Source organism: Pseudoduganella lurida, from assembly GCF_007830455.1.
In the GTDB taxonomy this organism is placed as follows: Bacteria; Pseudomonadota; Gammaproteobacteria; order Burkholderiales; family Burkholderiaceae_D; genus Rugamonas; species Rugamonas lurida.
The window spans coordinates 76,264-102,883 of record NZ_VLLB01000009.1 but is presented as its reverse complement, the minus strand read 5'-3'; the positions used below and the strand labels follow the sequence as shown (position 1 = coordinate 102,883).

The 26,620-nt window shown below is 65.5% G+C and carries 20 protein-coding genes; 10 read left to right on the top strand and 10 right to left on the bottom strand.

Annotated elements, in window-relative coordinates; genetic code table 11:
• Positions 1-102: 102 nt before the first annotated feature.
• From IP91_RS21355 to IP91_RS21335, 5 genes are all read left to right on the top strand, one after another.
• Positions 103-627, top strand: a complete 525-nt coding sequence (locus tag IP91_RS21355; protein WP_145651752.1) for a gamma carbonic anhydrase family protein — start codon at positions 103-105, stop codon at positions 625-627.
• Between the two features lie 3 nt (positions 628-630).
• Positions 631-1,572 (top strand): Hsp33 family molecular chaperone HslO, encoded by a 942-nt coding sequence (gene hslO / locus IP91_RS21350; protein ID WP_145651750.1) that lies wholly within the window; start codon positions 631-633, stop codon positions 1,570-1,572.
• A 163-nt stretch (positions 1,573-1,735) separates the two neighbouring features.
• The gene (locus IP91_RS21345) at positions 1,736-4,159 is read left to right on the top strand and encodes a TonB-dependent receptor (protein ID WP_145651748.1); all 2,424 of its coding nucleotides are present in this window, start codon (positions 1,736-1,738) and stop codon (positions 4,157-4,159) included.
• The gene (locus IP91_RS21340; protein WP_145651746.1) at positions 4,156-5,277 is read left to right on the top strand and encodes a glycerophosphodiester phosphodiesterase; all 1,122 of its coding nucleotides are present in this window, start codon (positions 4,156-4,158) and stop codon (positions 5,275-5,277) included. The genes IP91_RS21345 and IP91_RS21340 overlap by 4 nt, the downstream gene beginning before the upstream one ends.
• A 101-nt stretch (positions 5,278-5,378) precedes the next feature.
• Entirely contained in the window at positions 5,379-6,440 is a 1,062-nt protein-coding gene (locus IP91_RS21335; protein ID WP_145651744.1) for an SDR family oxidoreductase, read from the top strand.
• Positions 6,441-6,646: 206 nt separating this feature from the next.
• On the opposite strand, the gene IP91_RS21330 is transcribed toward IP91_RS21335, so the two are convergent.
• From IP91_RS21330 to pyrG, 6 genes are all read right to left on the bottom strand, one after another.
• Entirely contained in the window at positions 6,647-7,813 is a 1,167-nt protein-coding gene (locus IP91_RS21330; protein WP_145651742.1) for a hemin-degrading factor, read from the bottom strand.
• 205 nt (positions 7,814-8,018) lie between these two features.
• Positions 8,019-10,292, bottom strand: a complete 2,274-nt coding sequence (locus IP91_RS21325) for a TonB-dependent receptor domain-containing protein (protein WP_145651740.1) — start codon at positions 10,290-10,292, stop codon at positions 8,019-8,021.
• A gap of 172 nt (positions 10,293-10,464) precedes the next feature.
• The gene (gene ftsB, locus IP91_RS21320) at positions 10,465-10,809 is read right to left on the bottom strand and encodes a cell division protein FtsB (RefSeq protein WP_145651738.1); all 345 of its coding nucleotides are present in this window, start codon (positions 10,807-10,809) and stop codon (positions 10,465-10,467) included.
• Between the two features lie 72 nt (positions 10,810-10,881).
• A complete protein-coding gene (gene eno, locus IP91_RS21315; protein WP_145651736.1) occupies positions 10,882-12,165 on the bottom strand; it encodes a phosphopyruvate hydratase in 1,284 nt (427 codons plus the stop codon).
• A gap of 294 nt (positions 12,166-12,459) precedes the next feature.
• The gene (gene kdsA, locus IP91_RS21310) at positions 12,460-13,314 is read right to left on the bottom strand and encodes a 3-deoxy-8-phosphooctulonate synthase (RefSeq protein WP_145651734.1); all 855 of its coding nucleotides are present in this window, start codon (positions 13,312-13,314) and stop codon (positions 12,460-12,462) included.
• Positions 13,311-14,978, bottom strand: a complete 1,668-nt coding sequence (pyrG, locus tag IP91_RS21305; RefSeq protein WP_145651732.1) for a CTP synthase — start codon at positions 14,976-14,978, stop codon at positions 13,311-13,313. The genes kdsA and pyrG overlap by 4 nt, the downstream gene beginning before the upstream one ends.
• Before the next feature lie 203 nt (positions 14,979-15,181).
• Here pyrG and IP91_RS21300 point away from each other — a divergent pair, with 203 nt between their 5' ends.
• The gene (locus IP91_RS21300) at positions 15,182-15,622 is read left to right on the top strand and encodes a PRC-barrel domain-containing protein (protein ID WP_145651730.1); all 441 of its coding nucleotides are present in this window, start codon (positions 15,182-15,184) and stop codon (positions 15,620-15,622) included.
• 193 nt (positions 15,623-15,815) lie between these two features.
• Here the strand turns inward: IP91_RS21300 and IP91_RS21295 are convergent, their stop codons facing one another.
• Positions 15,816-16,295, bottom strand: coding sequence for a GNAT family N-acetyltransferase (locus IP91_RS21295; protein WP_229474786.1), 480 nt, complete (start codon positions 16,293-16,295; stop codon positions 15,816-15,818).
• Between the two features lie 1,325 nt (positions 16,296-17,620).
• Between IP91_RS21295 and IP91_RS21290 the strand changes: the two genes are divergently transcribed.
• Together IP91_RS21290 and IP91_RS26115 are read left to right on the top strand one after the other, a co-directional pair.
• On the top strand, positions 17,621-18,112 hold the full coding sequence (locus IP91_RS21290) for a hypothetical protein (RefSeq protein ID WP_145651728.1): 492 nt from the start codon (positions 17,621-17,623) through the stop codon (positions 18,110-18,112).
• Between the two features lie 274 nt (positions 18,113-18,386).
• Positions 18,387-18,536 carry a hypothetical protein gene (locus tag IP91_RS26115; RefSeq protein WP_158643184.1) on the top strand — a complete coding sequence of 50 codons (150 nt, stop codon included), beginning with the start codon at positions 18,387-18,389 and terminating at the stop codon, positions 18,534-18,536.
• A gap of 85 nt (positions 18,537-18,621) precedes the next feature.
• On the opposite strand, the gene IP91_RS21285 is transcribed toward IP91_RS26115, so the two are convergent.
• Together IP91_RS21285 and IP91_RS21280 are read right to left on the bottom strand one after the other, a co-directional pair.
• The gene (locus tag IP91_RS21285; protein WP_145651726.1) at positions 18,622-19,074 is read right to left on the bottom strand and encodes a hypothetical protein; all 453 of its coding nucleotides are present in this window, start codon (positions 19,072-19,074) and stop codon (positions 18,622-18,624) included.
• Positions 19,075-19,135: 61 nt separating this feature from the next.
• A complete protein-coding gene (locus tag IP91_RS21280) occupies positions 19,136-19,630 on the bottom strand; it encodes a GNAT family N-acetyltransferase (protein WP_145651724.1) in 495 nt (164 codons plus the stop codon).
• Between the two features lie 233 nt (positions 19,631-19,863).
• On the opposite strand from IP91_RS21280, the gene IP91_RS21275 reads away from it, so the two are divergent.
• Positions 19,864-20,541: a hypothetical protein gene (locus IP91_RS21275; RefSeq protein WP_145651722.1), complete on the top strand. Its 678-nt coding sequence runs from the start codon at positions 19,864-19,866 to the stop codon at positions 20,539-20,541.
• Here IP91_RS21275 and IP91_RS21270 read toward each other — a convergent pair.
• Positions 20,538-23,780, bottom strand: a complete 3,243-nt coding sequence (locus IP91_RS21270; RefSeq protein WP_145651720.1) for an error-prone DNA polymerase — start codon at positions 23,778-23,780, stop codon at positions 20,538-20,540. The two genes, IP91_RS21275 and IP91_RS21270, sit on opposite strands and share 4 nt — an antisense overlap.
• A gap of 291 nt (positions 23,781-24,071) precedes the next feature.
• On the opposite strand from IP91_RS21270, the gene IP91_RS21265 reads away from it, so the two are divergent.
• Positions 24,072-26,459: a TonB-dependent receptor plug domain-containing protein gene (locus IP91_RS21265; RefSeq protein WP_229474784.1), complete on the top strand. Its 2,388-nt coding sequence runs from the start codon at positions 24,072-24,074 to the stop codon at positions 26,457-26,459.
• The last annotated feature ends 161 nt before the right edge of the window (positions 26,460-26,620 follow it).

The window sequence follows — 26,620 nt, the reverse complement described above, 5'->3', positions numbered from 1 at the left end:
AACCGCATATTAGCACGACCGTTCTAATGCTTTTTTTCCAGCGGCTCCGGGGAAGGGAGGGCGTAAAATATCGCCAATATTCCCTCTCCGAAAGGCCAGCCGATGGGCATTTACCAGCTGGGCAGCGACGCGCCCGAGATCGACGCGAGCGCCTTCGTGGCCGACAGCGCCCATGTGATCGGCAAGGTGACGCTGGCGGAGAACAGCTCGGTGTGGTTCGGCGCCACGCTGCGCGGCGACAACGAGCGCATCACCATCGGCGCGAACAGCAATGTGCAGGAAAACACCGTGATGCACACGGACATGGGCTACCCGCTCACGATCGGCCGCGACGTGACGATCGGCCACCAGGTGATGCTGCATGGCTGCACGATCGGCGATGGCGCGCTGGTCGGCATCCAGGCGGTGATCCTGAACGGCGCCAAGATCGGCCGCGGCTGCCTGGTGGGGGCCGGCGCCCTCGTCACGGAGGGCAAGGAGTTTGCGGACCACACGCTGATCATCGGCTCCCCTGCCCGGGCCGTGCGCGAACTGACGGCGGAAGACGGCGCGCGCCTGCTGGCGATCGCCGCCGGCTATGTGGAACGCGCCGGGCAATACAAGACAACTTTGAAAAAGATCGGATAACGCATGACCCAGGATACGCTGCAAAAATTCATTTTCGAGAACGCTGCCGTGCGCGGCGAGCTGGTGGACATCTCCGCCACGTGGCGCGAGATCCAGTCGCGCCACCAGTACCCGGCGGCCGTGAAGCGCCTGCTGGGCCAGATGGTGGCCGCCGCCGCCCTGCTCTCCGCCAACCTGAAGTTCAACGGCTCGATCGTGATGCAGATCCATGGCGATGGCCCGATCCGCCTGCTGGTCGTGGAATGCGATTCGCAGCTGCGCATGCGCGCCACCGCCAAGCTGGTCGGCGACGAGCCGATCCCGGACGACGCCACGCTGACGGAACTGCTGAACCAGGGCGGCCGCGGCCGCTTCATCATCACGCTCGATCCGGCCGAGAAGGTGCCGGGCCAGCAGCCCTACCAGGGCGTGGTGCCGCTTGACGGCGAGGACGTGGCCACCGTGATCGAACACTACATGCTGCGCTCCGAACAGCTGGACACGAAGCTGTGGCTGGCCGCCAGCGACGACGTGGCGCGCGGCCTGCTGCTGCAGAAGCTGCCGCTGCATGGCGGCAAGGCCGAAGCGGCGCCGCTGTCCCAGGAAGAAGCGCTGGAGACGTGGAACCGCGCCGTGATGCTGGGCATGACGCTGAAGGAAGAGGAAATCCTGAGCACCACCATCGACGTGCTGCAGCAGCGCCTGTTCTGGGAAGAGACGATCCGCGTGTTCGATCCCGCGCACCCGGAATTCTTCTGCAGCTGCACGCGTGAAAAGGTGGGCAACATGCTGAAGATGCTGGGCCAGCAGGAAGTGGAGGAAGCGCTGGCCGAACAGGGCGAGCTGGGCGTGAACTGCGATTTCTGCGGCAAGCATTATGACTACGATGCCGTCGACTGCGCGCAGCTGTTCGCCAGCGATGCACCGGCCGAAGCGCTGATCCATCCGAGCGAAGCCAAGCACTGAGAATCCGCTTGAGCGAACGAGCCCGCCGCGCCCCCGCCCGGCGGGCTTTGTTTTGCCCGTCATATTGCTGTCATCCCGTCGTCATCGCCCCGTCATATCGCCCCGCTACGCTGCGCTTCGTTGCATTTTCCCCAACGAATAACAACCGAACGAAGAGCAGACGATGAAGAAGCAGATCAAGGCCGCCGTGCTGGCGAGCCTGGCCCTGACGCCGCTGGCGATGGCACAACAAGTGGCGGCCGCCGTGGCAGCGATGGAAACCGCCGCCGCCCCCGTGGCGGAGAGCGGTGCCGGCAGTGATGCAGGAACTGAAAGCGCCGCGGCGGCGGCCGGCCCGATGGCCACCGTGGAAGTGGCTTCGCGCCGCACCCGCTCCTCCGTGGCGCTGAAGAGCGACGAGATCCAGAAGATCCTGCCCGGCACCAATCCGCTGAAGGCACTGCAAACGCTGCCCGGCGTGAGCTTCCAGACGGCCGACCCGTGGGGCAACAACGAGCAGAACCTGTCGCTGTTCGTGCACGGCTTCTCCGGCCAGCAGCTGGGCTACACGATGGATGGCGTGCCGCTGGGCGACCAGCAGTACGGCAACTACAACGGCCTGTCGCCGCAGCGCGCCGTGATCTCGGAAAACGTGCGCGGCGTGGTGCTGTCGTCCGGCGCGGGCGACCTGGCCACGGCGTCCACCAGCAACCTGGGCGGCACGATCGAGACCTTCTCGGCCGACCCGCTGGCCACGCGCGGCCTCGCTGCGCAGCAGACCGTCGGCAGCCACAAGACGTCGCGCACTTTCCTGCGCTATGATTCGGGGAAAATGAGCGGCCAATCCGGCGACAGCAGCTTCTACGTCTCGGCCCTCCACCACGAAGCGCGTGCCTGGGACTTCCAGGGCCGCCAGGGCGGCGACCAGCTCAATGCCAAGTTCGTCAACGACAACGCCAGCGGCCGCCTGACCGTCTTCTTCAACTACAGCGACAAGATCGAGCCGAACGAGGACAGCACGGTGCGTTCGGCCACCGAAAAATTCCAGCCCTATACGCGGCCGTTCACGTATCCGGACTTCAACCTGGCGCTGGGCTACCTGTCGCCGACCGGCGCCACGCCCGCGGCGGACGGCAACAACTACCGCAACTACTACAGCGATGCGCAGCGCGAGGACTACCTGGGCTACGTGAAGTACGACTGGAACCTGTCCGACAGCGCCACCTGGTCGAACCAGGTGTACTACCACTACGACGACGGCGTGGGCGTGGTCGCCGGCCCGATCGGCGTGGCCGGCCTGCCCGCGCTGTTCGCCATCTACTACCCGAACCAGAACCTGAAGCAGGTGTTCGGCAATTCGGGCTATGCCACGCGCACCACCGAGTACCAGATCAACCGCACCGGCTGGCTGTCCACCTTGCGCAGCGAGATCGGCAACCACACCGTGCAGGGCGGCCTGTGGTTCGAGCACAATGAGTCGCAGGCCTACCGCCGCTGGTACGCGCTGGACGTGAACAACCCCAGCTCGCCGTACGACCGTCCCGAGAACCCGCTGATCACGCAGTACGGCAGCGAAATCGACAACAAGGTCGTGCAGCTGCACCTGCAGGACGAATGGCGCGTGCGGCCCGACCTCGTGGTGCAGGGCGGCTTCAAGTCCAGCCTGCAGTTCGCGCGCGGCATGATGCCGGTGCAACCGAAGCCGGGCGCGATTTCCGGGAATTCGCCGGCGCTGCCGGAAGGCGATATCGACACGAAGAAATGGTTCCTGCCGCAGCTGGGCGCGCGCTGGGACGTGACGCCGCGCGAGCAGGCGTTCGTGAACGTGCAGAAGAACATGCGCCAGTTCGTCACGTATGGCGGTGGTGGCGCGTCGCCGTGGAGCCTGGCCAGCCAGGCCGCGTTCGACCTGTTCAAGGCCACCGCCAAGCCGGAAACCTCCGTCACGTTCGAGGCCGGCCTGCGCTCGAGCCGCACCTTCGATGCCGGCGTGCTGACCGGCTTCGACGGCCAGGTCAACGTCTACCACGTGAACTTCAAGGACCGCCTGCTGACCATCAGCCCTACGCCCGTGATCTCGTCCATCATCGGCGGCAATCCGGTGCTGGCCAACGTGGGCAGCGTGAAGATGGACGGCATCGACCTGTCCGGCACGTTCCACTTCGGCCGCACGTTCTCGTTCTACGACGCGGTGTCGTACAATAAATCGAAGTACGACGACAACTACAGCAATGGCAAGGACACCGTGGCCACGGCCGGCAAGCGCATCCCGGGCAGCCCGGAATGGATGAACAAGTTCATCGCCTCGCTGAACGTGGCGGACACGGAGTTCCAGCTGTCCGGCGACTACGTGGGCAAGCGCTACGCCACCTATACGAATGACCTGTCCGTGAAGAGCTACTTCCTGCTGGGCCTGGGCGTGTCGGGCAAGCTGCCGTTCCTCGATGGCGGCTGGGTGAAGAACGCCCGCTACCGCGTCAACGTGACGAACCTGGCCGACCGGCAGGGCGACCTGAACGTGGTCGTCGGTGCGGCGGACAAGACCTACAACACTTTCCCGATCGCCCCGCGCCAGGGCTTCGTGACCCTGATGGCGGATTTCAAATGACGGTGCAACGTTACCTGTCGCGCCGCGCGTTCATCGCCGCGGGTGCTGCCACGGCAGGCGCCCTGCTCCTGCCGGCCACGGCCCTCGCCAGCGTGCCCGCCGCCGCGGGGCGCCCGCTGGTGTTCGCGCACCGGGGCGCCTCGGCGCTGCGGCCCGAGCACACGCTGGCGTCGTACGCCAAGGCGATCGCCGATGGCGCCGATTATGTCGAACCGGATCTCGTCTCGACGAAGGATGGCGTGCTGGTGGCGCGCCACGAAGCCTTCCTGTCCGAGACGACGGACGTGGCGGGGCGTGCCGAATTCGCCAGCCGCCGCGCCAGGAAGACGGTCGACGGCGAAGCGCATGACGGCTGGTGGGTGGACGACTTCACCCTGGCCGAGCTGAAGACGCTGCGCGCCATCGAACGCATTCCCCAGGCCCGTCCCGGCAGCGCGCAGTACGACGGCATGTTCCAGGTGCTCACGTTCGAGGAGGTGATCGACTTCGTGGCCGCGCAATCGGCCACGACGGGCCGCCTCATCGGCCTGGTGCCGGAACTGAAGCACTCCACGTACTTTGCCCGCGTGGGCCTGCCGCTGGAGGACCGCTTCATCGCCACCCTGGCCGCGCACGAATACACCCGCCGCGCACCCGTCGAGATCCAGTCGTTCGAGGTGGCCAACCTGCGCTACCTGCGCGAGAAGCTGGGCAGGCGCGCCAACCTGCGGCTGATGCAGCTGGTCGGCGTGGGCAATGTCAGGCCGAGCGATGTGACGGCGGCCGGCGGCACCCTCACCTTCGCGCAGATGGCGACACCGGCCGGCCTGCGCGACGTGGCCCAGTATGCCGACACCTTCGCGCCACCGACCCGTGCGCTGATCCCCTGGGGCGCCGATGGCCGGCTGGCCGCGCCCACCGCGATCGTTGCCGATGCGCGCGCCGCCGGCCTGCGCGTGGAACCGTGGACGTTCCGTCCCGAGAACCGCTTCATGGCCGCCGACTTCCGCGACGGCGCCGGCGACAATGCCCGCAACGAGGCCGGTTCGGTGGCCGAGATGCGGCGCTACCTGCAGCTGGGGCTGGACGGCTTCTTCACCGATGATCCGGCGCTGGGGATGCGGGCGGTCGCCGGCTGACGCGTGCCCATTCGTATCGTGCGGCGCCGCACCGCTTCCGCGGGCGACGCCTGCCGGCTAGGTTTCCGCTACAGTCGTGCTTTGTCCACCAGGAGAACAGCATGACGAACAAGGCACTCATCATTGGCAGCAGCGGCGTGGTCGGCAGCGCGCTGGCCGAGCGGCTGCTGGCCGAAGGCTGGCAGGTGCACGGTGTCTCGCGCGGCCGTACGCCGGGCGTGCCGGGCGTGCAGCAGATCAGCGCCGACCTCACGTCCTCCGATGTGGCAGGCGCCCTGGCCGGCGTGGATCCCACCCATGTCTTCATCACGGCCTGGTCGCGCCAGGCGAACGAGGAAGAAAACATCCGCGTCAACGGTGCGATGGTCAGGAACGTGCTGGATGCGGTCGGCCCGGCCGGCACCGTGCAGCACGTGGCGCTGGTGACGGGCCTGAAGCACTACCTCGGCCCGTTCGAGGCGTATGGCAAGGGCGCCGTGCCCGTCACGCCGTTCCGCGAGGAGCAGGGCCGGCAGGACGTGGCCAATTTCTACTACGAGCAGGAAGACCGCGTGTTCGACGCGGCGCGGCAGTACGGCTTCACGTGGAGCGTGCACCGGCCGCACACGATCATCGGCTTCGCCATCGGCAATGCCATGAACATGGGGCAGACGCTGGCCGTCTACGCCACGCTGTGCAAGCACACGGGCCAGCCGTTCGTGTTCCCGGGCAGTCGCCAGCAATGGGAGGGCCTGGCGGACATGACGGATGCGCGCCTCTTGGCGAAGCAGCTGCTGTGGGCCTCCACCAGCGATGCCGGCCGCAACGAAGACTTCAACGTCGTCAATGGCGATGTGTTCCGCTGGCAGTGGCTGTGGCCGAAGCTGGCCGACTACTTCGGCGTGGAAGCGGCACCACTGCCGGCCGAGACCAGCCCTCTCGAAGCCCGCATGCAGTATGCGCCGGCCCTGTGGCGCGAGATCGCGCAGCAGCACGGCCTCGCCGAGCCGGATGTCACGCGCCTGGCCTCGTGGTGGCACACGGATGCCGACCTGGGCCGGCCAATGGAAGTCATCACCGACATGACGAAGAGCCGCAAGGCCGGGTTCCTGGAATACCAGAGCACGCCCGAGGCCTTCTTCGACCTGTTCGAGCGGCTCAAGCGCGAGCGGCTGATTCCCTGATCGGCCGCGGCACTTGAAGACCGGCGGAACGGTCGCGGCGCATGAGAACCGGCTGAGCGGTCGCGGCGCATGAGAACCGGCTGAGCGGCTGCGGCGCATGAAACCGGCGGAACGGTCGCGGCGCTTGACAACCGGCTGTGCGGGCGCGGCGCTTGAAAACCGGAGGCGGCGGCGGCCTTGCTTGGGCTGCCGCAGTTGCAGCGCCCCTACCCCTTCGGCAGCCCGCTGGCCAGCTCGATCCACGCCGGCGGCTGCGGCTTGCCCCGTTCGCGCACGCCGAAGAACGTGACGACCAGGTCGCCCCCGTCGTCATAGAACTCCACCGAAGTCACGCCGGCGCGCTGCAGCACGTAGCCGGCCCGGAACGCCTTGTCGCGCAGGTGCAGGTTGAAGTCGGGATCAAGCACGTTGAAGTAGCCGCCGGCTTCCTGCACCTTGCCCACCTTGCCGCTGTAGATCTGCGTAACGCCGGGGTTGCCGAGGAAAGCCATGATGGCGATCCCTTTCGCGGACGCCCCTTCGAGCAGCTGGCGCACGGCCTGCGGCGTGACCTTCCGCGCCGCGCCGGCCGGTGCCAGGCGCAGCGCCTGCTCGCGCGACAGCTTGAACTCGGCGACGATGCGGTTGAACTGGTGCACGTCCGTCATCTCCTGCCAGGCCTGCCGGAACTCCTTCACGTCGACCGACGCATCCGGCTTGTCCGCCGCCTTCAGTGGCGCGGCCAGGACCGCCAGCCTGCCGTCCTGCGCCGGATGGCGGAAGTCGGCCACCAGCTTGTCGAACACGGCCACCTTCGTGTCGTCCTTCAGGTAGACCTTGTGCACGGCGGTGCCGTATGCATCGAAGAACTGCAGGCTACGGGACACCGTGCCATCCTTGCCCGGCTGGACGACGGCAAACGCATGCTTCCAGTGGGCGAAGTGGAAGCGCAGGTCGATCGGTCCGCCCAGGTAGCCGCCGGCAATGTTCAGTTCGCGGGCTTCCTTCTCGGCGTCCCGGGCACCGTCATCGCCCTGTTTCGCTTCCGGCAGGCGGGAAGCGACGCCGGTGACTTCGATGACGCCGTTCTCGTTGCGCGTCAGGCCCAGCACCTTGCCCAGGTCGAGCGCACGGCGCATGATCTCCCGCGGCGCATGCCCCGTGTCGGCCAGGCGCGTGGCGGTCGTGCCGATGCCGGTCGCCAGCAGTTCCGCCTCCGACACGCCCAGCGTGCGCGCCGCGTCGCGGATGCCGAGCTTCGGCTGCTCGGTCCTCAGCGTGGTCCAGCGTTCGGCCAGCGTGGCCGCGGCAGCGTGCGTGAAGAACAGCGCGCCGGCCAGCGCCAGCACGCAAGCCGCGGACGACTTCCAGTGGTGCCCATTCCGCTGCTGCATTTCAGGCTGAGGCATTTTCGGCTGAGGCATTTTCGGCTGAGGCATTTTCGGCTGAGGCATTTTCGGCTGAGGCATTTTCGGCTGAGGCATTTTCGGCGGATGTGCGTTGGGCCGCTGCATTTTCGGTCGCGGCGTGTTCAGTTCCGGCATGCTCAGTTGCGGCATGTTCGGTTGCGGCATTTTCGGTTGGTTCATCCGGTTCTCCTCAGTAGATCAGTTTCAGCGTGACGGCGCCATGGCGCCCCGGGCGGGCCTGGCGCCCGATGTCGGCGAGCGTGGCGGCCGTGGTGCCGGCGGCCAGGCTGCGCGACGAGGCGTAGTCCCAGTAGGTCTTGTCGGCGAGGTTGTAGACGCCGGCCGTGATGACGGCATGCGTGCCGATGTTCAGGTAGGCGGTGAGATCGGCCACGGTGGCGCCGGGCACGGCGAAGCGCGGGCCGTTGACGCTCGTGACGACGTCGCTGCCGGCCTGCTTGCCGCGCACGTTGAAGATGGACAGCGCGCCGCCACCCCGCTTGCCCGGATCGTCCCAGGCCAGCGTGGCGCTGACCTTGCGCGGCAAGGTCGACGCCAGTTCGCTTTCGGCACCCGTGTCGTTGTTGCGCGCCCTGCTGTGCTGGACGCCCGCCGCCAGCAGCAGGCTGGCGCCATCGAGCGCGCCGTTCCAGGCGCCGAAATCGAAGCGCCCCGTGGCTTCGGCGCCCCAGCTCTTCGCATCGGCCACGTTCTCGGGACGGAACAGTCCCTGCACGATCGTCGGATAGTTCACCGGGTCGGGCGGCTGCGCGGCATATTCGATGAAGTCGTCGTACTTCGTGTGGAACAGCGATCCGCTCAGAGTCAGGCCGCGCACCGGGTGGCCGGAGATGCCCAGCTCGAACGCGTTGCTGGTCTCCTTCTTCAGCGCGGCATTGCCCAGCACGGCATAGCCGGTGCCGGCGCCCGTGTAGCTGAACGAGTCGTAGGTGCCCGTCAGTTCGGCCGGCGTGGGCAGGCGCGTGCCGCGCGTGTACTTCGCGAACACTTCCAGCTCGGGGGTGAGCAGGTACGTCAGCGCGAGGCTGGGCGTGACGACATCGTCGCGGCGCTCCACCACTTCCCTCTGCGCGGCCGGCACGGCGACCACATAGGTCTGCAGGTTCTTCGGTTTCAGCTCGCGCCAGTCGTAGCGCAGGCCCGGCGTCAGCGTCAGGCGCTCGGCCAGCTTCACTTCGCCGCGCGCGTAGGCGGCGAACTTCGTCGTGTCCGTATCGGCCATGCGGTTCTTGCTGGTGATCTGGTGCGCGCCGGTCGCCAGCACGATGCGGTCCTCGTACCACGGCCGCCGGATCTCGCCGTTTTCCGCGCTGATGCCGTACGAGAGCTTGTGCGCGCCCACCTGCTTCACGGCGTCGCTCGTGAAACCGCGGGTGTCGTTGAAGTAGCCCGTGTCGATGGCGCGCTGCGTCCGCTGGCCGGTGCTGATGTACACCCCGTCGGTATGGTCTTGCACCTTCGAGTTCTGCACGTAGAGGCGTGAATCGAGGCGGTCGAACAGCGCGGTGCTGCTGGTGAACCGGTGGTCGAGACTGAAGCGGCTGCGGCGCGTGGTCGAATCCTGCGCCACGCCGGCCGGATACAGCGCGCTGGTCTTGTTGATGTATTCGCGCTGGTGGCTGGCCTGGTAGGCATCGACGGTGGCGGTGAGCTTGTGGCCCGCTCCCGGCGACCATGCCAGCTTGGCCAGCAGCGCATCGGAGTTCCAGTCGTCCGGATTGAGCACTGCATTGCCGGCCGATTCCAGCAGCTTGCCGTCGCGGTGCACCAGCAGCGCCAGCACTTGCAGGTTGCCGGCATGCGCTGCGCCGGTGACCGCATGCATGCGCATCTCGTTCGAGCCGTCGTAGCCGAACTTGTAGTCGGCGTACACGGGTTTGTCGGCGCTGACATAGTCTTCCGGCGCCTTGGTGACGAACTGCACGGCGCCGCCCAGGCCCGGCGTGCCGGGACCGCTGGCCGTGGTGCCGGAGACGATGGTCACTTCGCGGAAGGTCTCCGGATCGAAATAGTCGCGGCCGATGCCGAAGCTGTTCAGCGTCGAGCCGTCCGGCTTCGGTGCCGCGTCGGGCAGCGCGATGCCGTCCAGGTCCATGCTGACACGGTTGCCATCGATGCCACGGATATTGAAGCCCGTGTTGCCGGTGCTGTCCCACACGCTGCCGGACCCGCTGGCACCGTTCGGCACGCTGACCAATGGCGCATAGCGGGCGATGTTCTGCATGTTCTGCGCGCCCTGGCGGGTCAGGTCGTCAGACGTGAAGGTGGTGGTCGTGCCAACCGTGCGAACGTTGTCGTCACGCGGTGCGGTGACGAGGATTTCGCCAAGCGCGGTGGTGGTGGTGCCTGTGGATGGCGATGCGTTTTGCGCTTGAGCCAGCGGGCTCAGCGCGGACAGCAGGAGAGCCGGCAGCAGGGGCCGGCGCGCAGTCAGGGCGTTCATGGTGTTCCAGTCGGGAGTCAGTCGAAAGCTGGCTTCCGGTAGAACGGCTTAGCTGGCGCAGAGCGGTATCTTAATGCAAATGATTCTCATTTTCAAGAACTTGATGAACCATCAGCCACAGATGCTTCCGCCGCCCGAAGGATGTCCCGGTGCCTGGCACCAGGCCACGAGCTCAGCGACGCGCGGGCTTCTCGGGCTTTTCGCTGGCCGGCAGTGCGGGCGTGACGCCGTCGCCGGCGGCCTGGCCCTTGCGCAGGATCTGCACGTAGATCTCGTTCTGCTTGATCATCGACAGCTCGTAGCGCGCGCGCTCCTCGACGGCGCCGGTGCCGTCCTTCAGGTCGCGCACTTCGGAGTCGAGCTTGGCGTTGCGGCCACGCAGCTCTTCGTTCTTGTCATGGGCGGCTTCGACCTGCTGTTCCAGGTCCTTCACGCGCAGCCATCCGCCCTTCCCCAGCCATAGTGGATACTGGATCAGCAGCAGCAGTGCCGCCAGGGCAAGGGTTATCAAACGCATAGGGAAATGAAGAACCGGCCGGGAGAACCCGGCCGGCGTCTTGTCAAAAAGTTGCTGTCAGTTTAGAGCATTTTACTTCAGGTTGTAGAACGCATCGCGGCCCGGGTAGGAAGCGATGTCGCCCAGGTCTTCCTCGATGCGCAGCAGCTGGTTGTATTTCGCCATGCGGTCCGAACGGGACATCGAACCGGTCTTGATCTGCAGCGCGTTCAGGCCCACGGCGATGTCGGCGATCGTGGAATCTTCCGTTTCGCCCGAGCGGTGCGAGATCACGGCCGTGTAGCCGGCGCGCTTGGCCATCTCGATGGCGGCGAACGTTTCCGTCAGCGTGCCGATCTGGTTGATCTTGATGAGGATGGAGTTGGCGATGTTCTTCTGGATGCCTTCCTTCAGGATCTTGGTGTTGGTGACGAACAGGTCGTCGCCCACCAGCTGGACCTTCTTGCCCAGCGCTTCCGTCAGGATCGCCCAGCCTTCCCAGTCGCCTTCGGCCATCGCGTCCTCGATCGAGATGATCGGGTACTTGTCGGCCCAGGTGGCCAGCAGGTTGGTGAATTCGGTCGCGCTCAAGGAAAGGCCTTCGCCTTCCAGCACGTACTTGCCATCCTTGTAGAACTCGGAGGCGGCGCAGTCCAGGCCCAGCGCGATCTGCGTGCCCGGCTCGTAGCCCGCTTCCTCGATGGCCTGGATGATCAGCTTGATGGCTTCCTCGTGATTGGTGACGGACGGTGCGAAGCCGCCTTCGTCGCCCACCGCCGTGGTCAGGCCCTGCTTGTGCAGGATTTTTTTGAGCGTGTGGAACACCTCGGCGCCGTAGCGGATGGCTTCCTTGAAGGTCGGGGCGCCCACCGGGATGATCATGAATTCCTGGATGTCCAGGTTGTTGTCGGCGTGCGCGCCGCCGTTGATGACGTTCATCATCGGCACCGGCAGCTGCATCGAACCGGAACCGCCGAAGTAGCGGTACAGCGGCAGGCCCGCTTCTTCGGCGGCGGCCTTGGCGACGGCCATCGACACGGCCAGCATGGCGTTGGCGCCCAGGCGGCCCTTGTTCTCGGTGCCGTCCAGGTCGATCAGCGTGCGGTCCAGGAAGGCCTGTTCGTTCGCGTCCAGGCCCATGATGGCTTCGCTGATCTCGGTATTGATGTTCTCGCAGGCCTGCAGCACGCCCTTGCCGAAGTAGCGCTTCGGATCGCCGTCACGCAGCTCGATGGCTTCGCGCGAACCGGTCGACGCGCCCGACGGCACGGCGGCGCGGCCCATCACGCCCGATTCCAGCAGCACGTCGCATTCGACGGTAGGATTGCCGCGCGAGTCGATGATCTCGCGGCCGATGATGTCTACGATGGCACTCATGGGTAGTCTCCAAGTTGGGTAACGGTGACGTGCGCCGCGGCTTCGTTGAAGCCAGCGCAAAATTGCAGCAAGGGTAACAGAGGATGGCTTTGTAGGGAAGGAGAGCGCCCTACTACATTGTTCGGCTACGGCACCGGTTTCGCCAGTGAAAACGGGCCCGGCAGGCGATGGAAAACGATCCGCCGGCCGAACGGGAAAGGCCTGGCGGTAAATGAAAAAACCGGCCGCCAATGCAGAAAGGGCCCGGCAGCCATGGTGGCGCGGGCCCTTTCAGTGAAACAGCGACGACAGCGCTTACTCGAAGCTGTTCTCGAGGAAGCCGGCCTTCTTCGTGATGCGATCGAGTTCGATCAGCGTCGACAGCAGTTCCTTCATGCGGCCCAGCGGCACCGCGTTCGGGCCGTCCGACAGCGCGGTGGCCGGCGTCGGGTGGGTTTCCATGAACAGGCCGGCCACGCCCACGGCGACGGCCGCGCGCGACAGCACGGGCACCATGTCGCGCATGCCGCCGGACGAGGTGCCGTTACCGCCTGGCAGCTGCACGGAGTGCGTCGCGTCGAAGACGACAGGGGCGCCCGTCTCGCGCATGATCGCCAGCGAGCGCATGTCGGACACCAGGTTGTTGTAGCCGAACGAGGCGCCCCGTTCGCAGGCCATGAAGTTGTCTTCGTTGAGGCCCTTCGCCTTCGCCGCGGCGCGCGCCTTGTCGATGACGTTCTTCATGTCGTGCGGTGCGAGGAACTGGCCTTTCTTGATGTTCACGGGCAGGCCGGACTGGGCGCAGGCCGTGATGAAGTCCGTCTGGCGGCACAGGAAGGCCGGCGTCTGGATCACGTCCACCACCGACGAGACGATCTCGATCTCTTCGATCGAGTGCACGTCCGTCAGCACCGGCACGCCCAGTTCGCGCTTCACGTCGCCCAGGATCTCCAGGCCCTTCTCCATGCCGGGGCCGCGGTACGACGTGCCGGAGGAGCGGTTCGCCTTGTCGAACGACGACTTGTAGATGTACGGGATGCCCAGTTCGGCCGTCATTTCCTTCATGGCGCCGGCCACGTCGAAGGCCATCTGGCGCGACTCGATCACGCAGGTGCCGGCGATCAGGAAGAACGGCTGGTCGAGGCCGATGTCGAAGTTACAGAGTTTCATGCTGCCTCTCCTTGCTGTGCCGATGCGCCGCGCGCTTTATGCTCCAGCGCCGCCGTGATGAACGACTTGAACAGCGGGTGGCCGTCGCGCGGCGTCGATTTGAATTCGGGGTGGTACTGCACGCCCATGTACCACGGGTGCGCATTGTCGCCTTCGCGCGGCAGTTCCATGATCTCGCACAGGTCTTCCGTCGGCGTACGGGCCGCCACCACCAGGCCCGCTTCTTCCACGCGGCTCAGGTAGTGGTTGTTCGCCTCGTAGCGGTGGCGGTGACGCTCGGTGACCACGCCGCCGTAGATCTCGTGCGCCAGCGTGCCCGGCTTCACGGCGCAGGCCTGCGCGCCCAGGCGCATGGTGCCGCCCAGGTCCGAGTTCACGTCGCGCTTCTCCACCTTGCCGTCCTGGTTCTGCCACTCGTCGATCAGCGCGACGACCGGCTGGTCGGTCTGCGGCTCGAACTCAGTGGAGTTGGCGTTCGTCAGGCCGGCCTTGTGGCGCGCGTATTCGATCAGCGCCACCTGCATGCCCAGGCAGATGCCCAGGTAGGGAATGCCGTTCTCGCGGGCATACTGCGCCGCCTTGATCTTGCCTTCCACGCCGCGCTTGCCGAAGCCGCCCGGCACCAGGATCGCGTCGTACTTGGCCAGGTCGCCGGTGCCCTTCGCCTCGATCTCTTCCGAGTCGATGTACTCGATGTTGACGCGGCTTTCCGTGTGGATGCCGGCATGGCGCAGCGCTTCCGTGAGCGACTTGTACGATTCGGTCAGTTCGACGTATTTGCCGACCATGCCGATCGAGACTTCCTGCTTCGGATGTTCCAGCGTGTGGATCAGGTTCGCCCACATCGACAGGTCGGCCGGGGCCGGATCGATGTCCAGCGCCTCGCAGATGATCGCGTCCAGGCCCTGGTCGTTCAGCATCTGCGGCACCTTGTAGATCGTGTCCACGTCCCACACGGAGATCACGGCGCGTTCCTCGATGTTCGAGAACAGCGAGATCTTGGCGCGCTCGTCTTCCGGGATCGCGCGGTCGGCGCGGCACAGCAGCGCGTTCGGGAAGATGCCGATCTCGCGCAGCTTCTGCACCGAGTGCTGGGTAGGCTTGGTCTTCAGTTCGCCGGCGGAGGCGATGTACGGCACCAGCGTGAGGTGCACGAACGCGGCGTTCTTGCGGCCGGCGCGCAGGCTGAGCTGGCGTGCCGCTTCCAGGAACGGCAGCGATTCGATGTCGCCCACGGTACCGCCGATTTCGCACAGCGCCACGTCGTAGCCTTCCGCACCGCGGCGGATGTAATCCTGGATTTCGTTCGTGATGTGCGGGATCACCTGGACGGTCTTGCCCAGGTATTCGCCGCGGCGTTCCTTGCGGATCACGGATTCATAGATCTGGCCGGTGGTGAAGTTGTTCACCTTGCGCATGCGGGTGCTGATGAAGCGCTCGTAGTGGCCCAGGTCCAGGTCGGTCTCCGCGCCATCGTCAGTGACGAACACTTCGCCGTGCTGCATGGGGCTCATCGTGCCCGGGTCCACGTTGATGTACGGGTCCAGCTTGAGCATGGTGACTTTGAGGCCGCGCGATTCGAGGATGGCGGCGAGGGAGGCGGCTGCGATCCCCTTACCAAGGGACGAGACGACGCCACCAGTGACGAAGACAAATTTGGTCATTGCGAGATGAGGTGCCCGAACGGGCACGATGCGGGAAATTGAAATTATAGCGTAATCCGCCCGCCTCATCATCCTCCCCTTGCCTCTGGCCCGACGCGGCGTGGGTCGGAGAGTGTCGGTTTATTGTGCGAAAACTAACAGACTTGACACCATCGGGCGTCCACAATGGACTCCACTTCAACAGCATTCAACAGGAGGCAACCATGAGCTACGAACGCGATGCATACGGCAACTACGTCGACCAGGGCAAGCAGGACAATCAGGGTCCCGGCCCGCGCCTGATGGGTGCCGACACGATCATTGGCGATCACATCCACAACCTGAAGGATGAGCACCTGGGCTCCGTCAAGGAAATCATGCTGGACATGCAGAGCGGCCGCGTCGCCTACGTGGTGATGGCTTCGGGCGGCGTGCTGACGATCGGCGAAAAGCTGTTCGCGATTCCCTGGGAAGCGCTGGCGCTGGACACCGCCAACCACCAGCTGCGCCTGAACATCGACAAGGAGCGCATCGAGAACGCGCCCGGCTTCGACAAGGACAACTGGCCCGACATGGCCAACCAGGCCTGGACCACGGAAATCCACAGCTACTACGGCACCACCAGCCGCTCGACCGGCTCGACGCTGGACCGCGATCTGCTGTAACGGCAGCAGGCATTCGGCGGCTGGCGGATGTTCCGCCGCCGCCCTCCCCTCACCGGTTGTGTCCTGCGCGGACCGCCGGCTGCGGCCCGCCGGATAACCCCTTGCCGGCCGCTAACGCGCTCTCCAGCGAGGGCGCGTTTCTCGTTCCAGAGCGCGTTTTCGGGTAGCCTGTTCTCATGTCCTGGGCGTTTTCTCATGTCCCGGTTAGTTGCTGCGTCCAGCGCATGGGCACATCCACGATGCCATCGTGCGCTACCGGCTCCCCTTCCGGTACAAAGCCGAGATGCCGGTACATCGCCATCACGCGCACCGCCGCGTTCACGGTAAAGCTGCCCGGATTGCCCAGCGCGATCGCTTCGTCCCGTGCCAGCTCCCACAACCGTCGGCCAAGGCCCTTGCCGTGCAGGGATTCGCTGACGAACAGATGGAACAGGTGGGCGTTGTCGCGCATCGCAACGATGCCGGCGAGCAAGCCATCCTCCATCGCCACGTGATAACGGTACCGTTCCTGGGCAAGGTAGCGGCGCTGGCCGTCGATGCCGACACTGGCCATGAACTGTTCGGCGCCCTTGCCTGACGGATGCTGCGTCAGGAAGGGCATCAGCGCCATGATCAGGGCGGCGATCGCGGGGGCGTCTTCAGGGGTGGCCGGGCGGAAGGTCAGATTGTCCATCAGAATATTTTATGGGTGGGCTGTCGGGCAGCGCAACGGCTCAGCTGTGAATGGCGAACTGCGATGTTGACGGGATTCCGGACAGGCCACAGCGATGGGTGCCGGTCCATGGGCGACTGGGGACTGGGCGACTGGGGACCGGGGACTGGGGCGGCACGGTTGGGGCCTGGTCGGGTTGGGTGTGTGGCCGGCGGTCGGCGCCGGGTTACGGTTCTGGGGCGCAGGCATTGGGCGAGCAGGATGAAAGCGCCTCGCTGCCGTCGCGTTCTTCGGTGTGGACCTCGTAGGGTCGATGCGGTCGAGGAAAAGGATGAATGCATCGCGCTGCAACTGCATCGCGCGGCAAGCGGCGGCAAGGCGGCAAGGCGTGCGGCGGATGGCGTGTGACGGATGGGGTGTGACGGATAGAGTTTGATGGATCGCGCGTGACGGGCGGCGGACGGGCGGCTGGCGGCTGGCGGTGTGTGACTTGTGCCGTATAGCGTGTCGCGTGTGGCGTGCTGCCTGTAACGGCCGGCTGGCGGGGTGGCCGGTGGTTGACAGAGCGACGGTAGGAGCAGGAGGAGCGGTAGCAGGAGGAGCGGTAGCAGGAGCTGTGGTAGCAGAAGCGGCAGCGGCAGCAGAAGCGGAAAGGAAGCAGCTGGAAGCAGGCGCGTACCGTCGATTCAGCACCACAGTCGAGTTTGCCGCGGCACGAACAGGGTGGGTATCCGGCCCGACTCCATCAAGTGAATTTTCTTCAAATTCTCATCCTTCCGCTTTTTTGCCATCAAACGCCCTCTTTTGCCTTCTATGCGGGAGCAGCTGGAGAGCATTCGAGGGCAATCGGGCGTAAAAGAGCGCCACGACTCAAAATTGGAAAAAGTTTCCCAGAGGGGTAACATTTTCACGACTGAACCAGTTCCTCCTCAGACTTATTTCTGCTGTACGGTCGTCCTTGCCCGCGGCCATCTGGAACGGGCTAATGCGCATTCTCCATCCGGCGCTGGCAGTCCGCGCTGCATCACCCTCTTTGACGTTTTCCGGTGAAACTATGCCGTCCGGTAATCGCTGACAGGGCCTTTTGATTTCACACGCAGCATGACGGCTGCCTAGTTTGTCCGCGTCGTATTCCTCCGCCCCAATTCGGATTTATGCATCACGCCGGAGCTTGTGAACAGCTGGAATGTAGTTGCCCCTCTGGGAAATTTTCTTCAATTTCTGCGCATTTTTCTCCTTGGTCCTGCAATGCCCTGAATTGAACTCTTCCGCCACTGCCGAGTCGAACATTCAGAGGTATTCGAGGGCGTTCGAGAGCGATAGAGAATCCGGCGGAGGAAATAGCGATGACTTACATGACGGCCGTGGGACTGGCACCCGCTACGTTGGTCAAACTGATCCAGCACTTTGAAAATCGGCAAGACGAAGTCGACCTGGCGGTCGAGCTTACAGCGATTGTCGACACGTGGCTGGCCGATCGGGCGAGCGCCGCCCGGTTCGCGGATAGGCAGGGCGTGCAAGCAGCCGACGTGCCACGCGGCTATCACTGGAAGGAGCTGTTCCTGCCCCATGGCACGCGCTTGCGCCTTTACTTGAACGGACCGGACGATGAAGCGGTCGTCATCGGCAACCAGCTGATGTTCGAAGGGGTGCCGACGTCACCGAACAAATTCGTGAGCCGGTACCGGCACCTGCCCTGCAACGCCTGGGAATACCTTTCCGTGCTTTTTCCCGGCGAGCGAAAATGGGTGCGTGCGAATCACCTGCGTCGCAGCCATGCCGGACCGCGCGACAGGCGCAACAGGTCGCTCCAGACAAAAAGCTCGTCTTTGCCATAGCGCAGAAGGTCCGTGTCCGGCGAAGAAGCTTTCGGCATCACGGCTTTAAGAGAACGGCAAACGCACTGCGGTCATGCGTGGATTGCTCCGAATGGTCACACCGGATGTGATATGCCAAACAATTATGCAGATCGTGAATACCAGGATTGCGCCAAGATATACGTTTGGAATATACCGAGAATCTAAAATCGAAATTGGATTTATATCTTCGATGCGCCCATACTGGCTTCATTGTCGAAGCAATTCATTCGAAGCACTTATTCAGGAGGTCATCATGACTTACGCCATCAACGCAGTGAAACGTGTGTCCGCAGAAGGCTCCGTGTCGCTCAGCCGTCTGGCCAGTTCGCTGGGCGCCTTTGCCCGCCGCGCACTGGAGCAAGCCGGCGCCCCTTACGTGGACGGCCACCTGCCACCGCACTAAGCCGCCGCGTTAAGTATTGCGCTGCCGTTCAAACAAAACCCCCGCCGATGCGGGGGTTTTGTTTTTGCCGCGGCGGCTTCCGTCTTCAGTCCGCCACTGTCCAGTCAAACGTTCCCGATCCATCCTCCAGCAACTGCCGCAGTCCCGCCGCGAAACGTGCTTGCGATGCTGCGCTGACAGGCGCTTCGGCAGTGACCGTTTCATAGCCCTGGGGGCCGGGGTAGGCAATCTCGAACAGCAGCTGGAGATCATTCGCGCCCTGGCCGGTGTACTTGAAATTCACGCGGACACCATCGCCTTGCCCGAACGGCACGGCGCCCGGGGTAATGGTGCCGTCGGCCAGACCGGCCAGCGTGGTGGCCTTGTCTTCCAGCTCGCCCGCAGCCACTTCTACCGGGGCAGTAAACGCGCTTTCATTAGGGGTGAACGTCAGTTGCCGGGCATCCTCCGGATAGGGTTCAAGCGCGACACGCAGCGTTGCGAGGGGTGACAGATCTTGCGATGGCATGGCTTCTCCTCCAGTTGGAATAATGCCCATGCTACCGTTTCCGGCCACCGGCGGGCGATTATCTTTTATGAAAATTCCATCGGCGCGGCGTTCAGGATACCCGCAAGCTCCGCCCCAGGAACAACGCACCGGGAAGCGGGTTGTAAATGTAGGGCGGGATCGGTGTAAAACCCAACTCCGTGTACAGTTTCACCGCGGTCGTCATCGTGCCGAGCGTGTCCAGGCAGATGGTGCGGTAGCCGGCCATGCGGGCTTCTTCGCAGATGCGCTCGGCCAGTGCGCGGCCCAGCCGGCGCTCCCGGTAACCGGGCCGCACGAACAGCCGCTTCATTTCGGCGCATTCGTTATCGACGGGGCGCAGCGCCACGCAGCCGATTGCGTGCGCGCCATCCCAGGCCAGCAGGATGCGGCCACGGGGCGCGGCGTATTTGCCGGGCAGGTTCGCCAGCTCGGCTGCGAAATCCTGGAAGCACAGTTCGAAACCCAGCGTGGCGGCGTATTCGCGGAACAGTTCGCGCACGATGGCCTCGTCACGCGGCAGGTCGGCGTCGCGAATGCTCAGTGTCGTGTGGTACGGCTGGTCCATGGCTACCTCCCGTTGGCGGGCAATGATCGAGCAGTCATGCTAGCGTGGCCGCCGGTCCGCGGCTGCGGCACTTTGAAACGTGCGTGCGGTGGTTCGCTCTCCATATGTGCGGGGCTCAACAGAAATCCTGACTCGACCGTCGCGACGTCATGTTGCCCGCTGCCGGCATCGCAAATGGTCTACCATCGCAGCGATTCGACAACTCATGCAGGAGCCGAAATGCAGGAGCCGAAATGATCCGTGCGCTATTGCTGCTGGCCTGGCTGGGCCTGGGCCCGTCCCTGGCGCAGGCCGCGGCGACCTGCCCCCGCAACGGTGACGGATGGACGGCGGCCTGCTTCACCGGCACCGGCAGCGAGCGCCGTGTCAAGCCGCGCTACCTGGCGAGACTGGATTGGAACCGCTACGGCATGGCCACGATCATTGTCGACCAGCCCCGCGAACTGCTGGCCGTCGACCGTAGGGGCAAGGTGGCCGTGCCCGATATCCGCCATACGGGCGACTTCGATTATCCGGATGCGGAACATGGCATCGGCCGCTTCACGGCCCGCTCGGCAACCGGCCGGCGGCAATGCGGCTACTTCGCGGCGGAACGCTTTACGGTGGTGGTCGCGCCCGTGTATGACCAGTGCGAGGCCTTCCACGATGGCGAGGCGGCAGCATGCCAGGACTGCGTGCGCTATTGCCGCGACGAGGACTGCCATGACAGCGTGCTGGTGGGCGGCCGCGGCGTGGTGCTGGCGCCGGATGGCAAGGTGCTGCGGTCCTTCACGCCGGCGACGATGGACAATGTCTGCGGCCGCGACCAGGCCAGCGTGCGGCGCCCCGGCGCCACGGCCGTTCTGACATGTCCGCCGGCGGCCGACTCGCCCTTTGCACTGCCGCCGGCTGATCCAGCAGCGGACAGCTAGCAGAAATCGCGGCTCGACGTGGGCAGGCGCCCCAGCAGGGGCGACAGGTCCACCAGGCGCTTGGCGACCAGGTGCCGCACGATGCCTTCCTGCTGCCAGACGCCATACACGCCAAGGAGCGACGCGCCCAGCACCTCGCGGCGGTACTGGTCCACCAGGTCCGGCCAGACGATCACGTTGACGTTGCCCGTTTCATCCTCGATCGTGATGAACAGCACGCCCTTCGCCGTGCCGGGCCGCTGCCGCACGGTGACGATGCCGGCGCCGCGCGCCAGCTGGCCGTCCGCGAAGGTGTTCAGCACCTCGGCCGGCAGGAAGCGCTTCTGCAGCAGTTGCGGGCGCAGCAGCGCCAGCGGATGGCGGCCCAGCGTCAGGCCCTGCGAGCGGTAGTCGCCGATGATGTCGTCGCCTTCGCTCGGCGGGCGCAGCGCCGGCGCTTCTTCGACCGGCATGGTGGGCCGCAGCAGGTCCTTGTCCGGCGCGGCGCCCACCGCTTCCCACAGGGCCTGGCGGCGGTTGCCGGCCAGTCCCTGCAGGGCATTCGCGCCGGCCAGCACCTGCAGGTCGTGCCGTTCCAGCTGGGCGCGGCGCGCCAGGTCCGCCACGCTGGCGAACGGCCGCAGGCCGCGTGCCTGTTCGATGCGTTCGGCCGATTCGACGCGCATGCCGCGGATCAGCGACATGCCCAACCGCACGGCGGGTTGATCGCCGTGCGTTGTCCCATCCTGCACGGCAGGTTGATCGCCGTGCGCTTTTCCATCCTGCAGGCCGGATCGCACCCCGGCGTCCTTCTCCTCCAGCGTCGAATCCCAGCCGCTGATGTTCACATCGAGCGGCCGCACTTCCACGCCATGGCGCCTGGCGTCCTGCACCAGCTGCGACGGTCCGTAGAACCCCATCGGCTGGCTGTTGAGCAGCGCGCACAGGAAGGCGGCCGGTTCGTGGCACTTGATCCACGAGCTGATGTAGGTCAGCAGCGCGAAGCTGGCCGCGTGCGATTCGGGGAAGCCGTATTCGCCGAAGCCCTGGATCTGCTCGCAGATGCGGTTGGCGAACTCGATGTCGTAGCCCCTGGCCGTCATGCCCTCGACGATGCGGCCGCGGTACTTGTCCATGCCGCCCTTGCGCTTCCAGGCCGCCATCGCGCGGCGCAGCTGGTCCGCCTCGCCGGCCGAGAAGCCGGCCGCGATCATTGCCACCTGCATCACCTGCTCCTGGAAGATCGGCACGCCCAGCGTGCGCTCGAGCGCGTCGTTCAGCCCTTCCGGATAGTCGATCAGCGAAGGATCGAGGCGGCGCTGCAGATACGGGTGCACCATGCCGCCCTGGATCGGGCCGGGGCGCACCAGCGCCACCTCGATCACCAGGTCGTAGAAGCGGCGCGGACGCAGCCGCGGCAGCATCGTCATCTGCGCGCGCGACTCGATCTGGAACACGCCGATGGTATCGGCGGCGCACATCATGTCGTAGGTGGCCGTGTCGTCGCGCGGCACGTCCTGCATGCGGAACTGTTCGCCGCGCCGCGCCGCGATCAGGTCCAGCGCGCGGCGCAGCGCGGTGAGCATGCCCAGCGCCAGCACGTCCACCTTCAACAGGCCCAGTTCCTCCAGGTCGTCCTTGTCCCACTGGATCACGCTGCGGTCCTTCATCGTGGCGTTCTCGATCGGCACGAGGCGCGACAGCTTGTCCTGCGCGATGACGAAGCCGCCCACATGCTGCGACAGGTGGCGCGGGAAGCCCAGCATCTTCTGCGCCAGGCTGGCCCAGGCATTGGCCAGCGGCGTGTCCGGATCGAGGCCGCATTCGGCGAAGCGGTTCAGCAGCTCGTGCTTGCTGTCGAACCAGTGGTGCGACTTGGCCACCTTCTCGACGATGGCCAGGTCGATGCCCAGCGCCTTGCCGGCGTCGCGCAGCGCACTTTTCGGCCGGTAGCAGATCACGGTGGCGGCCAGCGCCGCGCGGTGCCGGCCGTATTTTGCGTAGATGTACTGGATGACTTCCTCGCGGCGCTGGTGCTCGAAGTCGACGTCGATGTCTGGCGGCTCGTCGCGCTCGCGCGAGATGAAGCGGCCCATCAGCAGCGTGCTCTCGGCCGGATTGACCTCCGTGATGCCGAGGCAGTAGCACACCGTGCTGTTCGCCGCCGAGCCGCGGCCCTGGCACAGGATCTCCTGCGAGCGGGCGAAGCGCACGATGTCGTACACGGTCAGGAAGAAGTATTCGTACTGCAGCTCCGCCACGAGTTCGAGCTCGTCCTCGATCTGCTGCTGCACCTTGGCGGGGATGCCGCTCTCGAAGCGCGCGTGGGCGCCGCGGTAGGCTTCCTGGCGCAGGTAGGAGGCCGGCGTGTGCCCGGCCGGTATCAGCTCGTTCGGGTATTCGTAGCGCAGCTCGTCCAGCGAGAAGGTGCACAGCTTCGCGATGCGTACCGTTTCGGCCAGCGCCTCGCGCGAATAGACGTTCGCCAGCCGCACGCGCGGGCGCAGGTGCTGCTCGGCGTTCTGCGCCAGGTCGTAGCCGCAGTCGGCCACCGGCTTGCCGAGGCGGACGGCGGACAGCGTGTCGTGCAGCGGCTTGCGGGAGCGCACGTGCATGCACACATGGCCCACGGCCACGACCGGCAGGCCATGCTGCGCGGCGATCTCCTCCACGCTCTGGCGGTGCCCTTCGTCGAAGGCGCGCTGCAGCAGGTTCAGGCCCAGCCAGGCACGCTCGCCGAAATTGGTGGCCATCCACGCGGCCTGCACGTGCAGCCGGTCCACGTCCTCGTGCTCCCACACGGGATAGGCCGGCAGCAGGATCAGCAGGCAGTCCGGCAGGCCGCGCAGGTGGACGCGCTCCGGCGGCGGTGCGGCGATGTCTTCCGCGCGCAGCACGTAATGGCCCTTCTCGGCGCGCGTGCGGCCCAGCGTGATCAGCTCGGAGAGATTGCCGTAGCCGTTGCGGTTGGTGGCCAGCGCCAGCAGCGTCAGCGACTCCTCGCCCTGGTGGTTGGTGAGGCGGAACCAGCTGCCGATCAACAGGTTGTGGTGCCAGCCCGCCCCCTTCGCCTCGCCATGGGCGCGCACCACGCCGGCCAGCGAACACTCGTCCGTGATGGCCAGCGCCGTGTAATCGAGTTCGATCGCGCGCGCCACCAGCTCTTCCGCATGCGAGGCGCCCTGCAGGAACGAGAAGTTCGTCATGCAGAACAGTTCGGCATATGGTGGCAGGCCTTGTGGCGGTGCAGGGTTGGACATAAGGTGAGCAAAATACTGTATAAACGTCCAGTATTCTACACCCCGTTTGGCACTGCCGAGCCCGTGTCCTGGGGCCAGGCCCCCGGGACATGCATTATCAAAGGCGATATTGTTCGGCAGCTCAACCATCCAGTTGAATAAAGATTGGTCGCTTAGCAGATTTGCCAGCACTGTGAAAGCAAATAAACAATTTTTACAATGGCAGTGCAAATTTGTGACAACCTCAAAATTGCCCTTAGTGCAAGCACGGTCGTGCCGATAAAATCGCCGTTTTGCTTATCGGAGAATGCCGTGTCCACGCTACGCCTTGCCGTCCTGTCCGCCCTGTACGGGTCGACCGCCCTTGCCTTCTCGCCCGCCGTGCTGGCCCAGGCCACGACGGCCGAGCCGATGCAGTCGGTCAGCGTGGTGGGTTCGCGCCGCATCACCAGCTCGGCGACGGACACCGTGGTGCCGGTCGACGTGATCCCGATGACGGCCGCGGCCGAACGGGGCGGCCAGTTCGACCTGTCGCAGACGCTGACCAATATCTCGCCCTCGTTCAACTCCACACGCCAGTCCGGTGCCGATGGCGCCGACCTGATCGACTCCGCCGCGCTGCGCGGCCTGGGCTCGGACCAGACGCTGGTGCTGGTGAACGGCAAGCGCCGCCATTCCACCGCGCTGGTCAACCTGTTCGGCGCGCGCAACCGCGGCAACACGGGCACCGACCTGAACGCAATCCCCATGCTGGCCATCAAGGACGTGCAGGTGCTGCGCGACGGCGCCGCCGCCCAGTACGGCTCCGATGCCATCGCCGGCGTGATGGACATCGGCCTGAAGAAAAGCCTGGGCTGCGAAGCCGTGGCGGGCTATGGCCAGTACTCGGCCGGTGACGGCGAGAACTACCTGGCGTCCGCCTACTGCGGCATCGCGCTGGGCGGCGGCGTGGTGGGCATCACGGCCGAATACCTGGACCGGGGCCGCTCCGACCGCTCCGAGCCGGACAATCCCCGCATCATCGGCGACAGCAAGACCAAGAACAAGACGCTGTACGTGAACGGCGAGATCCCGACCGGCGCGTTCAACAACACCGGCCGGCTGTACTTCACGGGCGGCCTGCAGAAGCGCGACGCGTCGTCGGCCGCGTTCGGCCGTGGCGGCATCGGTTCGGACGATATCCCGAGCCGCAACTCGGCGGCAATGTACCCGGACGGCTTCGTCCCGTTCATCAACGGCGAACTCGATGACCGCTACGCCACCGTCGGCCACCGCGCCCAGCTGGGCGAGTGGAATGCCGACCTGTCGCAGACCTACGGCTACAACCGCCTGCGCTACGACATCGCCAACACGCTGAACGCGTCGATCGCCAATGCCGACCTGCTGGGTGGCGGCAAGGGCATCAGCCCGAACAGCTTCGATGCGGGCGGCTTCTCGTTCGAGCAGTGGACCACCAACCTGGACTTCTCGCGCTACTTCAACGGCATCGTGGGCAAGGGCCTGAACGTGGCCTTCGGCGCCGAGTACCGCGTCGAGAAGTACAAGATCTTCGCCGGCGAACCGGGTTCCTACATCGATGCCGATGGCGTGGGTGAAGGCGGCAACGCGGGCAGCCAGGGCTTCCCCGGCTTCCAGCCCGGCGACGAGACGAACGCGCGCCGCCACAGCAGCGCCGTCTACCTCGACACGGAAGCGGACCTGACGGACGCCGCGAAACTGCAGGCCGCCGTGCGCTGGGAAAACTACAGCGACTTCGGCTCCACCTGGACCGGCAAGCTGGCCGGCAGCTACCGCCTGACGCCAACTGCCCTGCTGCGCGGTTCGGCCAGCACCGGCTTCCGCGCCCCGTCCCTGCAGCAGCGCTACTTCTCGTCCACGTTCACGGACTTCATCGGCGGCGTGCCGACCGACGTGGTGCTCGCGCCGAACGGCGGCGCCGTCGCCAACCTGGCCGGCATCCCGCCGCTGAAGGAAGAAAAGTCCACCAGCTTCACGCTGGGCGCCACCTGGACGCCGCTGGAGAACGTCTCCGTCACGGCCGACCTGTACCAGATCCGCATCCGCGACCGCATCGTGCTGTCCGGCCGCTTCGATGCCGACAACTACCCGGAACTGGCGGCACGCCTGTCGACGCTGGGCGTGGGCCAGGCGCAGTTCTTCGTCAACTCGGTGGACACCAAGACGCGCGGCATCGACCTGACCGCGTCGCACCGTGGCACCCTGCTGGGCAACCGCCTGACGACGTTCCTGGCGGCGAACTTCAGCAAGACGGAAGTGGAAGACATCCACGCCCCCGCTTCGCTGAGCGGCTACGAGGACGTGCTGCTGTCCGAACGCGAGCGCCTGTTCATCGAGCAGGGCGGCCCGCGCCGCAAGGTCACGCTGGGCTTCGACTACATCACGGGCCCCGTCGAGACGGACTTCAAGATCATCCACTTCGGCCCGCAGACGCTGGGCACGTTCAGCGGCACGGCAGCCGGCGTGCCGAACCTGCACTACGAAGCGAAGACGTCCGCCGACCTGGCCTTCACGTACACGGTCAACCCGAACGTGAAGATCACGGCGGGCGGCAACAACCTGTTCAATGCGAAACCGACGGCGCAGAACGCCGACGAAACGGACAACGGCTTCAAGTACGACAGCGTGCAGTTCGGCCTGAACGGCACCTCGTACTTCGCCCGCCTGCACGTGAAGTTCTGAGGCATTGGTGTCCGACAGCGGCTTCATGGTGTCTGACACCGATTTACCAGCTTGCCACCACCCTTGAACCTGGATGCCTCGCCCCGTGCGGGGCATTTTTTTGTCATCGCGGCGTCATACGCCACGGCTAAAGTCGCGCTTTATTTTCCATTCGGGGAGAC

What these genes read in the sequence shown, in the direction of transcription:
- IP91_RS21355 (WP_145651752.1), top strand. Translation starts at nt 103, where the DNA reads ATGGGCATTTACCAGCTGGGCAGCGACGCGCCCGAGATCGACGCGAGC.
- hslO (WP_145651750.1), top strand. Translation starts at nt 631, where the DNA reads ATGACCCAGGATACGCTGCAAAAATTCATTTTCGAGAACGCTGCCGTG.
- IP91_RS21345 (WP_145651748.1), top strand. Translation starts at nt 1,736, where the DNA reads ATGAAGAAGCAGATCAAGGCCGCCGTGCTGGCGAGCCTGGCCCTGACG.
- IP91_RS21340 (WP_145651746.1), top strand. Translation starts at nt 4,156, where the DNA reads ATGACGGTGCAACGTTACCTGTCGCGCCGCGCGTTCATCGCCGCGGGT.
- IP91_RS21335 (WP_145651744.1), top strand. Translation starts at nt 5,379, where the DNA reads ATGACGAACAAGGCACTCATCATTGGCAGCAGCGGCGTGGTCGGCAGC.
- IP91_RS21330 (WP_145651742.1), bottom strand. Translation starts at nt 7,813, where the DNA reads ATGCAGCAGCGGAATGGGCACCACTGGAAGTCGTCCGCGGCTTGCGTG.
- IP91_RS21325 (WP_145651740.1), bottom strand. Translation starts at nt 10,292, where the DNA reads ATGAACGCCCTGACTGCGCGCCGGCCCCTGCTGCCGGCTCTCCTGCTG.
- ftsB (WP_145651738.1), bottom strand. Translation starts at nt 10,809, where the DNA reads ATGCGTTTGATAACCCTTGCCCTGGCGGCACTGCTGCTGCTGATCCAG.
- eno (WP_145651736.1), bottom strand. Translation starts at nt 12,165, where the DNA reads ATGAGTGCCATCGTAGACATCATCGGCCGCGAGATCATCGACTCGCGC.
- kdsA (WP_145651734.1), bottom strand. Translation starts at nt 13,314, where the DNA reads ATGAAACTCTGTAACTTCGACATCGGCCTCGACCAGCCGTTCTTCCTG.
- pyrG (WP_145651732.1), bottom strand. Translation starts at nt 14,978, where the DNA reads ATGACCAAATTTGTCTTCGTCACTGGTGGCGTCGTCTCGTCCCTTGGT.
- IP91_RS21300 (WP_145651730.1), top strand. Translation starts at nt 15,182, where the DNA reads ATGAGCTACGAACGCGATGCATACGGCAACTACGTCGACCAGGGCAAG.
- IP91_RS21295 (WP_229474786.1), bottom strand. Translation starts at nt 16,295, where the DNA reads ATGGACAATCTGACCTTCCGCCCGGCCACCCCTGAAGACGCCCCCGCG.
- IP91_RS21290 (WP_145651728.1), top strand. Translation starts at nt 17,621, where the DNA reads ATGACTTACATGACGGCCGTGGGACTGGCACCCGCTACGTTGGTCAAA.
- IP91_RS26115 (WP_158643184.1), top strand. Translation starts at nt 18,387, where the DNA reads ATGACTTACGCCATCAACGCAGTGAAACGTGTGTCCGCAGAAGGCTCC.
- IP91_RS21285 (WP_145651726.1), bottom strand. Translation starts at nt 19,074, where the DNA reads ATGGGCATTATTCCAACTGGAGGAGAAGCCATGCCATCGCAAGATCTG.
- IP91_RS21280 (WP_145651724.1), bottom strand. Translation starts at nt 19,630, where the DNA reads ATGGACCAGCCGTACCACACGACACTGAGCATTCGCGACGCCGACCTG.
- IP91_RS21275 (WP_145651722.1), top strand. Translation starts at nt 19,864, where the DNA reads ATGATCCGTGCGCTATTGCTGCTGGCCTGGCTGGGCCTGGGCCCGTCC.
- IP91_RS21270 (WP_145651720.1), bottom strand. Translation starts at nt 23,780, where the DNA reads ATGTCCAACCCTGCACCGCCACAAGGCCTGCCACCATATGCCGAACTG.